Genomic DNA, 14,281 nt, shown 5'->3' on the forward strand with positions numbered 1-14,281 from the left:
TTCGGTAGAGTGGATTGCGTTCTAGTCGACGACTACACGCGCACGCCTCCCCGGGCCCCGAAGGCCGTGGTGGTTTTGGTCATGCGTTTGGTGGTCGCGAACATGGCGGCGACTTATGCGGGAGAGTTGTCCCAAAACTTGATGTTGAAGAGCCACGGATGGCTTGAAGCATTCGAGATCGGACATTCTCAAGTCGCCTTCAGCATTGTCTGAACCCGGCCACCTTCTTTAAGGGACAACAAGTTCTGTTCAGGTCTATCGTAGCCTAACTGGATCAACATCTGCGGCGGCGCAACCGCAAGAAGACTGTCAGATCGAACCTCGATCCTGCTTGCATTTAAGTTCTTCGGGGCTGTTTGTGCTGGCAAGGCGAACATAACTGCGTGAGTAATGCTCGATGTGAGTTGCCGATTGATAGTTTCGAGCCACCAAACCGAGCATGTAAAACGGCCAGCGACACCCCTGAATACAAGCAGTAACCAGACACCCAGCGAAGACGGGCCGCAGGGCGTCGCATCACTCGTTGTGGGCTAGGTTTTCCTTGTGACCTGCGTGTCGCAATCGCCCAAATGATCCTAGACGTTCTGCCGGTCGCGAGCGCTTCGAAGGCGCTTAGATAGCCCCGATCGTGCACCTCCGATTAACGTCTCTCTTCATGTCTCCTCCTGCGGCTGCACTTTGGGAGCTCCAGGAGACTTTTCCTGCGAAATCGAACAAGACCCGCTGCAACAAACCTTCTCGCCCCTGTAGTTGGCCAAGGTCTGGAGCAACTGCGGCATATAATACTTTTTCGCACCTTCCCTCATATCGTCCGGCATTGCTTTCGGATGGTCTAGCCATGTCATTGCCCGCTCGATCAGCTCGATCGCGCGTTGGTTGTCACCACTCTCGTAGTAATACTGAGCGACCACCCTATAAGAAGAGAAGTTGAGGCCGCCGCTGGCTTGCGCTGAATTAAGGATATGTTCCGACACATCCCTGCCGATCGCGAAGCGTTCCGCACGCGGAAGGTGGGCCTTATCGTTCTCCGGATCAAAGAGTTGCGTCATCACGACAATCAGCCCACGCACAGCCTCTGACTGTTTCTCAATCGCATCTCGGACCAGTTGGCGTAAGACCTGGAACCCGGTCGCCGTGTCGCGCATTTTGTGAAGCAACAGATCCGCATGAATCTCGCGGAGATTGAGATTGTCCGGCATCGCGGCAATGCCCTCTTCGATCGCTGATAGCGCTGTCGGCCAATCATTTGCTTCCATCGCCGGTCGAATTGTCCGGCGCATTGACAATTCGCGCGCTAGGCGTTGGTCTTTCGCAATTCGTTTCGCATCAGCGGCTTTAGCTTGATAGCTGCCGCGCCAAGTGCCGTTGATAATTTTCGGCAAGACGTCGTCGATTTGGATCGGATGACCGATAAAGGCAATGTGGCCGTCGCGGTCGACGACGAACGATGTCGGAACCCCAAGAGAAGAGCTGGCATCCATCCAAAGCTTGTTCATTTCGCCTGTACTGTCGAACCCGATTCGATAGTTCAGATTTGAGAATTTTTCAGTCAACCATGCGTCCAACTTGGTGCGAGCCTCATCCGCCGTTGGTGCTTGTTCGCTAGCTGCGACTCCGACGACCTCAAGCCCCTCGTCTTGGTATTTTGCTTGCAGCTCTATCAGATGTGGCATCGCCCTCACACATGGGCCGCACCAACTTGCCCAAAATTCGACAATGTACACTTTCCCTGGCTGGAAGTTCGTGAGGGGCTCGCCACGCAGCCAGTTCTCGACTTTGAGCGAAGGAGCCGGGGACGCCATGCACAGCACCATGATTTTCTCCAAAGTTACTTGCTGCGCGACCTTGTCGCTTCACCTGAGTTAGCAATCACCGTGCCAGGCTGTCCGCGCCCACTGAGTACATGATAAAGCTTTGAAAAACATCCACACGACCAGTAGGGTCCCCTGTATGTAACCTGACATGCTTTGCGTCGGTGTCAGATTTCGGGCACACATCGCGCCCTTCGTGCCGCCAAAACATTGTCATGCGAATGCGCATCCGTGAGCCGCGCTGCGCCAATAGGCGGCGCGTGAGAAACCGGATGATGCCCGCTGACCGACAAATTGCAAGCGTGCGGACGTGGGGTCGCAAAGAACAACAGCGGTCAGCATCGGACACGGCACCAGCTTTCCGAACCGGGCTGCAAAGCTGCCTGTTCGGCGCGGTCCAGATGACCACGGAAGCCGATGACCTCGTGCGCGAGCTGCTCCGTCGGAATCGCAGGCGCGAAAGCCGGTGCGAGCCCTGCTTGAACATAGGAAGCCAAGTCTACCTCGCCAAAGCGGCGCAGTTACTCCCGTCGCCATGTTGATTTCCCCGCATTCCGGTTTCAACCAGTCGCGGGAGATGGTACTGACAGCCTCAGGGCCACCTCCGCACATCCGCTGCACGATTGTGTGGCCAGGACAACTTGCGAGCGACGTCCTTCGCATTGGTGTCGGCAATACCGCTGGGGCAAAGGCGTGGCATCTTGCGATGGCGCGGCGCGATCCGTCGCTGCCTGCGGCCATCAAGGATCGGATGGGTGGCGATCAGGGTGCCGTCTTCGAAGATCTGCATCTCGTTGGCGAGCGTGTGCACCTCGACGATCCGCTTCCGGGTGGCGTCGGGAACGCTATAGAGATTGCCGCCGACGCTCACCATCCCTTCATGGGAGACCCGCCGCTCCAATTTGAGCACCGAGCGGAATGATGCCAGCGGCAAGGGGCCTAGGTGTGGCTTCTCCGTCGCAAAGGCTTCGTTGACTACGCATTGGGTGGTGGCGTGCACGCGCGGATTAGCGACCGTATCGAGCCAATGCCGCAGCTAGGCGTTCAGATCGTCGAGATTGCGGAACGAGCGGGCGAGGAAGAAGTCCTCGCGGATATACCGGAACGGCCGCTCGACCTTGCCTTTGGTCTTGGCCCGGTAAGGGCGGCAGGCCCTGGGCTGGAAGCCGTAATGCCGGGCAAAATCGATGAGCGCGCGATTGTAGACAATGCTGCCACCTCCTTCGCCGATCACCGCCGTCTTCATGCGGTCGTAGAGGATCTCCTTGGGAACGCCGCGCCTCAAAGGCTGCCATGTGACAGCGCAGGACCGTCTGCATGCCCTGGTGGAGGACGAACCGGGCCCAGATCAACCGGCTATGTCCGAGCACGAAGGAGAACAACCACACGATCCGCGTCACCGAGGGCTCGTCGGTAAAGACGACCTGGAAGTGAGCAAAGTCGACCTGAGCCTGGTCTCCTGGCGGCGTCTCGAAGCGAACCTCGAATACCGGCAATGGCGTTGGCTGCAGTTCACGAAGCAAATCCGTGACGGCGGTATAACGCCGGCGTAACCGCGCTCGCGCAGCTCCCGCCACAGTCGCTGGCCGGTCAGGCCGGGGTAGGCCGTGACGCGCTCTCGCAATACGGCACGAACGGTTCAATCAGTCGCGAACGCGGCTTGCGAGGTCCGTACACTGGAGGCTCCAGGCCGCGGGCGATCGTTCGGCGAACCGTCTTCCGGTCGAGGCCCAATTCGCGGGCGATCACCGGTGATCCGGCCATCGACCCCGACGGAGCGGCATCGTCTCGCATAACGACGATGCTCATGCTGCCTTCGTGTTTAGGGAACACACTCGGCCTCCGCGAACATCCACCTTTCGAGGCTCATTCCCGCACCCCGCATGGCTCCTACATTTCAGACCCCGCGTTGCCGCGACGCCCGCAAGACTCGGTCCCGGCCTGCCTGCTTCGGTCTTGGCCGGATGGGACTTCCACCCACAAGCATTCATTAGCTTGGCATGATGTACTCCCCGGTGGTGGTGTAGCTCGGTAGAGCAAAGCCGCCCGGACGCGCGCCCCCAATAGCGCCGTAGCGGGCGGGCGGCTTTGCGGTGGTCACCGGCAGTTCTCCGGTAGGACCGGGTTGCGACACCCCAACCGAGGAACCAGTCCCGGACTTGATCCGGGATGACCGATGATATGATGAACCTGCGCACGCTCGTGGAGAAGACCCCTGATGCCGATCTGTTGCGTGAGATGATCGGCTTTGCGGCCCAGCGCCTGATGGAGCTGGAAGTCGAAAGCCAGACCGGGGCAGCTTACGGCGAGAAGAGCCCCGAGCCCCTGGCCCAGCGCAACGGTTACCGCGACCGGATTTGGGAAACCCGCGCCGGCGCGGTCGAACTGCGCATTCCCAAGCTGCGCAAGGGCTCCTACTTCCCGGGCTTCCTGGAGCCGCGCCGCGTGGCCGAGAAGGCGCTCACCGCCGTGGTGCAGGAGGCTTATGTGCAGGGCGTCTCGACCCGTTCGGTGGACGATTTGGTGCAGGCCATGGGCATGACCGGCATCTCCAAGAGCCAGGTGAGCCCGGCTCTGTGGCGAGATCGACGACAAAGTGAAGGCCTTCCGCGCCCGCCCGATCGAGGGCGACTGGCCGTATCTGTGGATCGACGCCACCTCTGTGAAGGTGCGGCAGAATGGCCGCATTGTGTCTGTCGCGGTGATTGTCGCAGTCGGCGTCAACGGCGACGGCCGGCGCGAGGTGCTCGGCATGGACATCGGGCCGTCCGAGGCCGCGACGTTCTGGACGGCGTTCCTGCGCAAGCTCGGCCGCCGCGGCCTGCGCGGCGTCAAGCTCGTCGTGTCCGATGCCCACGAGGGTATCAAGGCCAGCATGGCCAAGGTGCTCAACGCCAGCTGGCAGCGCTGCCGCGTCCACTTCATGCGCAACGCATTGGCGCATGCCGGCAACGGCGGGCGGCGCGTCGTCTCAGCCTTCATCGCCACTGCGTTTGCCCAGGACGATGCCGAGGCCGCAACTGCGCAATGGCGCAAGCTCGCCGATCAACTCCGCCCCAAGCGGCCAAAGCTTGCCGGCTTCCTCGACGAGGCTGAGACCGATGTGCTTGCCTACATGACGTTCCCGCCGCAGCATCGGACCAAGCTGCACTCCACGGATGAGATGGACAAGCGATTTTTTCCTGCCGAGCCGAGGATTGCGAAAATCCTGCAAGTCCATTCTTTTGTTCGGCCGCGCGGCGGGTCATTCTTCCGTCCCGGCCACCGATCTCGCAGCCGGCGCGCGCAGGGGCGGTCAAGGCTGGCCGCATTTGCGGCCACCGCAAGGCTTGGCCTTGACCGGCCCGAGCACGGTGGCAGGCTGCGTGGAACGGGACTGGCCAGCTCGGCTGGAAGTTGCTGTCAGCCGCGATTATGTTTGTGGGGCGCGGGCGACCTCGTGGCGAAGCGTGACGTGTCGGCTGCAAGCGTCACCGGACTGCCTATTTTGTCTTGCCGAACTGAGGCGCCCGCGCCCCGGCCTTTGGCCGCCCGCGGTTTCCATTGCGACACGAATCGCTCGTAGCTTTGCTCCGCCTGGGCGGCAATCAACATCTCTTGGTCGCGCAGCGCCTTGATGTTGTAGGCATAGGCTGGTCCACGCCGGCTGCCTTTCTGTTGCGGATGTCCGGCCTGAAGTAGCATCGCGCGGGTCTTGTTGGCGACCAGCGCTGGGCGCGCCCACAGGTAATCTTCGCCCCTCGTCAACAAATGCCAGCAGAGCACAGCGAGTTTGCGAGCCACGGCCACCGCGGCGATCTGATGGCCGCGCCGCGCGCGAATGCGCACGAAAAACGCATGCAGTGGACCGGCCGCCTTGGCCGCTGCCCAGGCCGCCTCGACCAGCATGGCGCGCGCGTGACTGCGGCCGATCTTGCTGCTGCGGCCGTGGTGGGCCGCTCCCAGTCCCGACTGCCGCACCCGCGGGTTCAGCCCGAAATAGCTCACCAGCTTCTGCGGGCTGTCGAACCGGCTGATGTCGCCGATCGCCGCCATGATGCCGGCGGCGACCGCCAGATTGACGCCGGTGATCGTCATCAATCGGTTGACCGCGGAATCCTCGATTGCGTCCTGCGCGATCTCGCGGTCGAGCAGGGCCAGGTCTTCCGCCAGCCGGTCGAACTCACGGACGTGCCGATCGATGGCCGCGCGCTCATCGTCCGGCAGCTGTTGAGTAGCCAACTACGCCCGGCCGCGGGCGTTGAAAAGATCGGCATGCGGGCACTTCCGGATCAGGTGTGCGTGCAGGATCGAATGCACCTCGTTCTTGAGCCGCGTACGATGTCGAACGACCTGGTAGCGCCGCGCCACCAGTCTGCGCTTGCGTTCGGTCTCCGCGTCAGGCGTCCAGATCTGCGGCAGGTATCCCGCCGCCTGCAGACTGGCGAGCGTGCCGGCATCGATCTTATCGGTCTTGACGTGAGCCTGGGCGATCGCCTTCACTTGCAATGGATTGGCGATAATCACCCGCGCCGCGAACGGTGCCAGAACCCGCGATACCGCCATGCTGTTGCCGGTCGCTTCGACCACCACCTCATCACTGGCCAGCAGGGTCTTGCTAAATCCCTCCAACGCAGTCCGCGTCATATCAATGCGGCCCGCATGTCGGAGCCTGCCATCCTCCCAAATCACCACCTCCCCGAAAGTTCGGTGGACGTCGATGCCAATCACCCGTCGCATTCGCACCTCCTGCCAATCAGACCACATGACGGGAGCTACGGGCGACACGACAACTACGGATTCGCGCTCTCAGCGCAACCGGGCGAGTCGCAGAGGCGGCCAGCTACTAACTCGAGCTCGCGGCTCATCGTATGCATCGGCCTGCCCGCACCTTCGTGCTCCCGGTGCCTCTGTCCCGATGGTCGCACCATACGCCACGGTGTAGAATACCGCAGCCGAACGTTGGCACCGAGAGATCTCATACCGGTTACCAATCCCATTGAACGCCTCAACGGCGAGATCAAGCGGCGCACCGAGGTGGTCGGCATCTTCCCCAACGAGGATGCCATCGTCCGCCTCATCGGCGCGATCCTGCTCGAACAGAACGATGAGTGGGCGGTCCAGCGCGCCCCGCTGCATGACACTGGAAACCATCGCGCCGTTGAGCGATGATCCGACCGTCAGCCTTCCGGCTATCGCCAGCTGACCTGCCCGGCTCCGGCCGGTGAACCCGGTGCCCCGCCGCCAGCTACACCACGCCACGGGACACGATCGAACGCACGACTTTCAGGGTCTCGAATCTGCTGTTTCGTGCACTGCGCTCGGGAGCCACAACGTGTCGGATGGAAGCACGTCGACGCCGCTCATTTCCAGACGACTACAACCGGCAAACCGTCGATCTGGTCGCATCGAGCGGCCGCTCGATCGCATCGGAGGAGGGAACTTGGCCTGCGCGATTCCGCGCTACGGCGCTGGGTGGAACGACGTGGGCCGGGCTGGAGCTGACCGCGGCGGCGCGGTGCCCCACAACGCAGGCGACGCTGCCGTCGACAGACCACGCAGCGGAGATTGCTTGTTTGCAGCGAGAGACCGAGCGGTTGCGCATGGAGCGCGACATTTTAACAGGTCAATGTGCTGGGCGCCGAGCGTCGACGGCGATGAAGTTACGATGAGAAGGCTCGCCTTGTCGAAGAGACCTTGCAGGCTGGCCAGACGGTCTGCGGCATCGCGCGCTGGCACGGGTGGCTCACAGCCTGTTGTTCACTTGAAGCCGACAAGCGCGCCAGGGTCGGCTGGACGGCGATTCCGTGCCAGCTCTCGTTCCCTTCGAGATCACGCCGGTGGCGGCTCCGATCTCGATCGACGCGCCACAATCGGCCTCTTCCCTGCCTGCGCAGCGTGCAAGAGCTGGAATCATCGAGATCGAGCTTGGCGGCGGCTGTCGCGTCGCGTTGCCCGTGACGGGGACGTTGAGGCGCTGTAGTGAGTTCTTGAGCTGCTGCGGCGACGATGATCCAGATTCCGAGCCGCGTCAGGGTTTGGATCGCCACTAGCCACACCGACATGCGTCCCAGCATGCGAAGTCTGACTCTTACAGTTCAGGAGAATCTAAGCGCGATCCGCACGCTGGCGATCTCAACATCTTCCGGGAACGCCGCGGCGATCTGGTCAAGATCCTCTAGCATGACGCAATAGGCATATCGCGGCAAGTTCATCTGGCCCTCCGCGTCGGCCGGCGCGGTATCGATCTCAGCGGCGGTCTCCTGTAATCCGCGAGCTCGCGACTTCGCGCACGAGACTATGCGGGTCATCGACGAGGCTAAGGATCTCAGTCACTGGCGCACGGCTTGCGACCTCGTAGCGGATGCGCCAGTCAGGATCGTGCCGCAGCAGCGGCACAAGCTGCACAGATAGTCGTCGGGCGATCTCCAGTCTTACCGACGCCTCACGATCGTCGATCATGCGGAGCAACCATTCATTTGGAATGCGCTGTGCCACAACACGGCGGACCTCGGCTTCCTCGTCGTCCACCATTCGGCGGAGCAGCATAGGCTCGATCCGGCTCGCGACGACAAGGCGAACATAGTAATATTCGTCTGAGGCCATGGGTAGCAATTCTTCACCGTCGAACAGGGTCGCGACCCGCTTCCTCAGCTCGGGATGCGGATGCTTCCGCAATTGCAACGCGTAGCGTCTAGGCAGGCGAACCATCGCATTCCATTGCACTTTTTCATTGGGATCATCGATCAGCCGCAGCAGCAGAAAGACATTGGCAGACTTCGCCGCGATTGCCCTTACCTCAGAATGCGGATGGCTGAGATAGCCGTCGGCGAGATCCGGATTCCATTCGAAGAACCTCTCGATGCTGGGGGGACAACGGTCGTTGACGCAGGCGTGCTTGAGTCGACACCCGCCGGTTTCGCTCAGTGGGAGATGCTCGCACGATGCGCAGTCAAGCCGGTTGCCTTCCCAGTCAAGAGCCTCGTCAATATTATCAACCATAGTCCTGCCCACTTAGGTCAGGCACGCGCAGCAACGACTTGGGTCCAAATTTTGTCGCAGGTAGCGAGCTCCAGAAGTTTTCCGAGCGCCAGCCCCGCGCCTGCATCTGAATGGTCTGATCGTAGAAGCCGACCGTCCCGTCGATAGAGCCGCCGACCAGCCCCCGCAGAGTCTTTGAGCCACCGGCTTGGAAGTTCTCAACGATAACGTTGAGACCATCGTCCCTAAAGGACCCAAGCTTCACGCCAAGCTCGACAGGCATATACTGAGCATCCGGGACTCCACCTCGATCGCTAATTGGGCCACCTCGGGCTCGGCGGCATGCTCCGAAATGACCGGCAAGCGGTAGCGCTATGACCAGCATCAGTCGTGTCAAAACGTGCATCCGAGCTTCCGTGACTGTTCAGAGAGCGTTACGAACAGGCTTCATGGGCAGGCGCGGGCCGCCAGACCAGGAGCCGCTTTCCGCGCGGTCCACGATGGCGTCGAGGACAACAACAAAGGCGGAAAGGACGATGATTCCTGCGAACACTCCGGTCGCATCGAGGATACCCTCGGCCTGCGCAGTCAGATGCCCCAATTCTGCGGACGAGCCGGAGATACTCGGCAACCACCGCTCCATGACGGCCATGCCGACGGACACCCGCAGGCCCGACAGAATCCATGTGGTTGCGGACGGCAGGTGCACGTGGCGCAGCAGGGAGGACTTCGATGCGCGCAGCAGGCGTTCATTCGCTAGCACGACCGGACTAACCTCGCGCACGCCCTGAAACGTGTTGAAGAATGCTACGAAAAGAACCAGCGTCGCGCCGAGCGCGACTTTGGAGGTGAGCCCCAATCCGAACCATATGACGAAAATGCGTCCGAGCACAATCCGCGGATCTCATACGAGGACAGCCTGGCTAAAATGGAGCCGGTGAAAACCCGCCGGCTGGGCTTCGATATTGAAGATCGCGCCGTACAGGTCGTTCGGCTCGATGCCAGATCTCCCGAGCTACCTTTGTCTCTGACAAACCAACCCTGTTCGTAGCGAAGAAAGTCGGTTTAAGCAGCTGGCACGTGGGTCTGACAGTTTGTCGGGCAGACCCGGGCGCAGGCGCTGCAGCCGATGCAGGCCCCCTCGTCCTTCATCACCATGACCTTCTTTTCGATCTCATCGTCATCCTCATCGAGATCGATCATCTCGCCGTCCTCGCTCAGGCCCTTCAGCGTCATGACCTCACGGCCGCAAACCTTATAGCAGCGGCCGCAGCCGATGCACTTCTTGGGATCGATAGAAACCAGGTAGTCCGGCCTCCAATTGCGACCATCGCGGGTTCTGCATGACATGGCTTAAGATCCGTTATGTTTTGTCCAGCGCCTGGAGATATTGGCGCTTGCTTTCGAGCTCGCTGAAGGCAGCGTGGGCTTTCTGGGCTACGTTCAGGATCGAGGACCAGTTGACCGGCAGCTCCTCGGAGAGGTCGTGGAGATCCATCTTGGCTTGGGTCGCCTTGGCCGACAGCTTCTTTATTTCCGCTTTGAGGCTTTCAACATCGCTCATGCTCGCCTCAATAATTCGCCACTTCCGGGAACTTACGGATCATCTCGACGCCACTGTTGACGAATTTGTCGCCTTGATCGGCGAGATCATAGAGATGGTCGAAACCAAAGCGATGCACATCGCGCAGCTGCTTGCTCACGACAACCAGCCGGCCGCCGATCAGCACGATCCGACCGAACCCTTCGTGATGCATCTTCAGCATTGGCGAGATCATTACACCGGTCGCCTTCTCGATCGAGAGCGCAACGGCGTCAAAGAACAGCTCCAGCCGCCATGTCGTGTCGGAGTCGGGATTGCCGACGATCGGCAGCGCACGGCGCTTGCGCTTGTCGAGAACGTAGGGTTCGAGCAGCTCGAGATCCTTCTTGCCCTCCCAGGCGCCGTGGGTGTCCTGGGCGCGCCAGATCTTGATGAGCTCTTTTAGAAATGAACTCTCCGCGGCGGCGGCTGGACTGACTTCAGACGGGTCGGCCATCTTTGTTCCTTCAGGCTTCGAAATCCACCGTACGTTCCGGGTTTTTGCTGAGCAGCTTCCGCAGCCAGGGCGGCGGCGAGCCCTTCAGCACGGTTTCGAGTTTGACGCAAAGGTCGTCGATGGGCTCTGGTTGCAGCACCTTCATCGGATGGACCTTGCTCGCGACGACTCGCGCAGCACCCGAGCCGCCGATCGCCGCAACATAGAGGATTGCGCAGTTCCTGATCGCCTCGATCTTCGGCGCGAGCTTATCCTCATTACCGTCTTCCGTGAGGTCACCGTCGAACTGGATCGCCTCAATAAACTGATGCCCGTCCGGGCCGACCTCGTAGATCGCGATGTTCTTGGCCCAGCCGAAGTGCGCATCGACATGCTTCAAGTCCTGAGTGGCGAATGCAACTTTCATCCGTGTTGTTTTCTCTCCTTGCTCAATGCAACTGTGGCGGATCGACCTGCAGGTCACCGCTGGTGGATCGCCAGGTGTCGGGCGTCGGCCCATGGTTGGTTTCGCGGTCGGTGATGATCAGATTGGCGATGTCAAAGATCAGATCTCGCGTGCCGCGATAGCCAACCGTCGTGAGGTGCGCAGCGCCAAGCCGATCGAACAGCGGAAAGCCCACCCGGAAGAACGGAACATTGAGTCGCGAAGCGGCCTGGCGACCATGTGAATGCGACATCAAGAGGTCGCAGTCACGCGACCTGGCAAGCTCTTCAAGATCCTCCAGATCGCCGATCAGGACGTCCTCGCTCCTGACCCGCTGGAGCACCGGTGAGTTCGTCGTCGTCACCGCAGCCGTTACCTGCGCCCCCATCTCGTGGAGGAAGCTGGAGAGATCGAATAACAAGTCCGGCTCGGCGCCGATCGCGAGCTTGCGGGCGCCGATATGGAAATGGGCATCCAGCATGGCGTCTGCCAGCTGTCCACGCTGCCGGCGATATTTCGAGGGCACCGACCGGCCGCTGATCTGGCTCAGGAACGCGATGAATTCGTCGTTTGGAATAAGACCGCAGAGCCGCTCGAACAGACGGAAAGGCGTGCCTGTCTGCGCCTGCATGGTCTCGGCCGCACGGCGCATTTGCGCGCCGATCGCGATCGTCCAGGCCGCCTGCCCCATGGTCGCGATCTCGTCCACCGCAATGCCGCCGATCGTGGTCGGCGTGAATTCGTCGGGGATGTGGCCGTCCAGCGAACCGGCAAGATCCGGCAGGAAGGAGGGCTTGAGCCCAAAATCCTCAATGATCGTGCGAAGCTCGTCGAGGTCGCCGGGCGTGAGGTGGCAACCAGGTAGCACGTTAACGCGGGAGGCATCGCGCGGTCTCGCTGCGTCGACGGGAGCCACAAGCACCTCGATCATCCGCGCCACTGTCTTGCCCCAGCCATCCTGAAAGGCATCCTTGAAATCCGGGGTCGAGACGTAGACAAGGGGGAGCTTTTCGAGCTGCGGATGCTTCTGTCGGATCAACCGGATGAAGGCTTCGACGTCATCGCCGTTGGTCTCGGTGACGCCAGTCGAATTGATGCCGATGATCTCGGGCTCGACGCGATTGTAGATGTTGAGGATCGCCTGTTCGAGGTTCTCGTGGCCGCCGAGCACGGTGGCAACTTCGCTCATGGCAGTGGTCTGCATCGGCACAGGTTCGTTGAAATGGCGCACGAAGAGTGTCAGCCCGAAGGAGGTGCAACCTTGCGGGCCGTGCAAAAGCGGCATGGCGCCGCGCAGGCCCATGAAGGCAAATGAGCCGCCGATCGGCTGGCTCATCTTGAGCGGATTGACCGAACAGGCTTTCTTCGAGGTAGTGACGATCGCCATGTCGTTCCCCTACTCCGCCGCCTGCAGTGCCGGGGGCTGGAGATCGGAACGAATGTCCTTACAAGCAACGCACAGTCCGCTGGAATTGGTGCACGGCTTGGCGGGCTCGTCGAGGTTCGGGCCATGCGCCGCAATCGCGCTTTCACAATTGCTGGCCTCACTTTGATTGGAGAAACTTATCGCATTGACGCCGTTCTTGCTCACGTCCCGAATTGGATCAGCGGTTTGCGCATGCATCTGCGCAACCGTCCTTGCCTGACGCTTCCGGTCGAACTCATCCCATGGCGCGGCTTGGCGGAGCTGATCCCATATCGGATTGTAGAGCGCTTTCTCGATCTCCTCCATGAGCTTGATAATGCCGACATAGCCCATATAGGCGTGGCAGCGCTCCTGGTTGATATCGAGCCATGGCATCGCCGCCTTTAGTGCGACGAATTGCGACTTGCCGCCGGAGAGCATGATGTCGGCTTTTGCGTCCTTGAGCATCTTATAGATCTCGCGAGGGGACATGTCCTCGATCATATGGGCGTGCTGGCCCATTAATTCCTTGATACGTTCCTTGTCCTTCTTGGTGGATTTCTTCACGGACGTGCCGACCATCTCGAGCCCGGCCTCCTGCAAAGCGGCCACCATCGACCAGGATTTCACACCGCCGGTGATGAGAACAACCCTCTTGCCGGCAAAGCGCGGCTTGAAACGTTCAATCGCAGCCCAGGCCTTGGTCTCTTCGCGTGCGATCAGGGCTTGCGTGCGTTCCATCAGCTCAGCCGGCGCGCCACTTTCGATCAGCATGCGCGCGATCTGGCGGAGTGAATCGCTGGTATCCTCAATACCGTAGAAGGAGCCTTCAAAAAACGGGATGCCGTAGCGCTGCCTCATCTTGCGTGCGACGTTGATCATTGCCCTTGAGCAAACCATCATCGCGGCTTTGGCCCGGTGCGAATAAGCGACCTCGCGATACTTGCCGTCCCCCGAGATGCAGGACAGGATCCGGATTCCGAGCTCATCGAGCAGGGGCTTGATCTGCCAAAGCTCGCCGGACAGATTGTATTCACCGATGATGTTGATATCATACGATGTCGTGTAATCCGGCTCTCCGGTACCGATGACGTGCTCCAGCAGTGCTTCGCCAGCAAGCTTGTTACCAAGGTTCTTCGACCCGACAAATCCCGGTGAATTGATGGGAATGACCGGCTTGCCGAATTTGGCGGAGGCCGCCTTGCAGACCATATCGATGTCGTCACCGATCATTGCGGGCACGCATGTCTGGTAGACGAAGATGGCCTGCGGGTTGTATTTCTCTGTGATCTCCTTCACTGCCCTGTACAGCCGCTTCTCGCCGCCGAAGACGATATCGGTCTCGCTCATATCTGTGGTGAAGCTTCTGCGCCACAGATCGGAGCCGGACGAGACCGAACCACGATTGTCCCAGGAATTGCCCTCACAGGCGATTGGACCATGCACAAGATGGGCGACATCGGTGAAGGGCTGCAGCGCGACTTTGGCGCCATCGAAGGCACATCCGCCGGCGGCGCCGCCCGGCTTGAGCTGCTTGGTGCAACCATTCTTACGCTCGACCTTCGACTTGCTCGCGTTCCTGGCGCAGCCCGGTTCGTTAAAGACGTCCTGTATGGTCGTGAGAAGCGAAGTCATGGTGTCT

The 14,281-nt window shown here is 60.7% G+C and carries 9 protein-coding genes and 6 pseudogenes; 3 read left to right on the forward strand and 12 right to left on the reverse strand.

The window, feature by feature from the left end; translation table 11 throughout:
• Positions 1–213, forward strand: a pseudogene (locus AC0L23_RS02385) (hypothetical protein); the annotation flags it as partial.
• A gap of 440 nt (positions 214–653) precedes the next feature.
• Here AC0L23_RS02385 and AC0L23_RS02390 read toward each other — a convergent pair.
• Positions 654–1,814: a TlpA disulfide reductase family protein gene (locus AC0L23_RS02390; protein ID WP_219682838.1), complete on the reverse strand. Its 1,161-nt coding sequence runs from the start codon at positions 1,812–1,814 to the stop codon at positions 654–656.
• Positions 1,815–2,505: 691 nt separating this feature from the next.
• Positions 2,506–3,605: pseudogene (istA, locus tag AC0L23_RS02395) on the reverse strand (IS21 family transposase); the annotation flags it as partial.
• A 375-nt stretch (positions 3,606–3,980) separates the two neighbouring features.
• Here istA and AC0L23_RS02400 point away from each other — a divergent pair.
• Positions 3,981–4,983, forward strand: a pseudogene (locus tag AC0L23_RS02400) (IS256 family transposase); the annotation flags it as partial.
• Positions 4,984–5,333: 350 nt separating this feature from the next.
• Here the strand turns inward: AC0L23_RS02400 and AC0L23_RS02405 are convergent.
• Positions 5,334–6,512 (reverse strand): annotated as a pseudogene (locus AC0L23_RS02405) (IS110 family RNA-guided transposase); the annotation flags it as partial.
• A 264-nt stretch (positions 6,513–6,776) separates the two neighbouring features.
• Here AC0L23_RS02405 and AC0L23_RS02410 point away from each other — a divergent pair.
• A pseudogene (locus AC0L23_RS02410) lies at positions 6,777–6,996 on the forward strand (transposase); the annotation flags it as partial.
• Positions 6,997–8,039: 1,043 nt separating this feature from the next.
• Here the strand turns inward: AC0L23_RS02410 and AC0L23_RS02415 are convergent.
• The 9 genes and pseudogenes from AC0L23_RS02415 to nifE form a co-directional block, all read right to left on the reverse strand.
• Positions 8,040–8,792, reverse strand: coding sequence for a 4Fe4S-binding leucine-rich repeat protein (locus tag AC0L23_RS02415; protein WP_259217580.1), 753 nt, complete (start codon positions 8,790–8,792; stop codon positions 8,040–8,042).
• Complete coding sequence (locus AC0L23_RS02420) at positions 8,785–9,054, reverse strand: type 2 periplasmic-binding domain-containing protein (protein WP_374762365.1); 270 nt, start codon at positions 9,052–9,054, stop codon at positions 8,785–8,787. Before AC0L23_RS02420 ends, AC0L23_RS02415 begins: the two co-directional genes overlap by 8 nt.
• Before the next feature lie 151 nt (positions 9,055–9,205).
• Positions 9,206–9,672 (reverse strand): annotated as a pseudogene (locus AC0L23_RS02425) (ABC transporter permease); the annotation flags it as partial.
• 164 nt (positions 9,673–9,836) lie between these two features.
• Entirely contained in the window at positions 9,837–10,121 is a 285-nt protein-coding gene (gene fdxB, locus AC0L23_RS02430) for a ferredoxin III, nif-specific (protein ID WP_219682841.1), read from the reverse strand.
• Positions 10,122–10,134: 13 nt separating this feature from the next.
• Positions 10,135–10,335 (reverse strand): CCE_0567 family metalloprotein, encoded by a 201-nt coding sequence (locus tag AC0L23_RS02435; protein ID WP_219682842.1) that lies wholly within the window; start codon positions 10,333–10,335, stop codon positions 10,135–10,137.
• A gap of 7 nt (positions 10,336–10,342) precedes the next feature.
• Positions 10,343–10,810 carry a NifX-associated nitrogen fixation protein gene (locus AC0L23_RS02440; RefSeq protein WP_219682843.1) on the reverse strand — a complete coding sequence of 156 codons (468 nt, stop codon included), beginning with the start codon at positions 10,808–10,810 and terminating at the stop codon, positions 10,343–10,345.
• 10 nt (positions 10,811–10,820) lie between these two features.
• Positions 10,821–11,216, reverse strand: a complete 396-nt coding sequence (gene nifX / locus AC0L23_RS02445; RefSeq protein ID WP_219682979.1) for a nitrogen fixation protein NifX — start codon at positions 11,214–11,216, stop codon at positions 10,821–10,823.
• Positions 11,217–11,238: 22 nt separating this feature from the next.
• A complete protein-coding gene (nifN, locus tag AC0L23_RS02450) occupies positions 11,239–12,621 on the reverse strand; it encodes a nitrogenase iron-molybdenum cofactor biosynthesis protein NifN (RefSeq protein ID WP_259217586.1) in 1,383 nt (460 codons plus the stop codon).
• A gap of 9 nt (positions 12,622–12,630) precedes the next feature.
• Positions 12,631–14,274, reverse strand: coding sequence for a nitrogenase iron-molybdenum cofactor biosynthesis protein NifE (gene nifE, locus AC0L23_RS02455; RefSeq protein ID WP_259217587.1), 1,644 nt, complete (start codon positions 14,272–14,274; stop codon positions 12,631–12,633).
• Positions 14,275–14,281: the final 7 nt, after the last annotated feature.

Source organism: Bradyrhizobium sp. MI1.4, assembly GCF_055811315.1.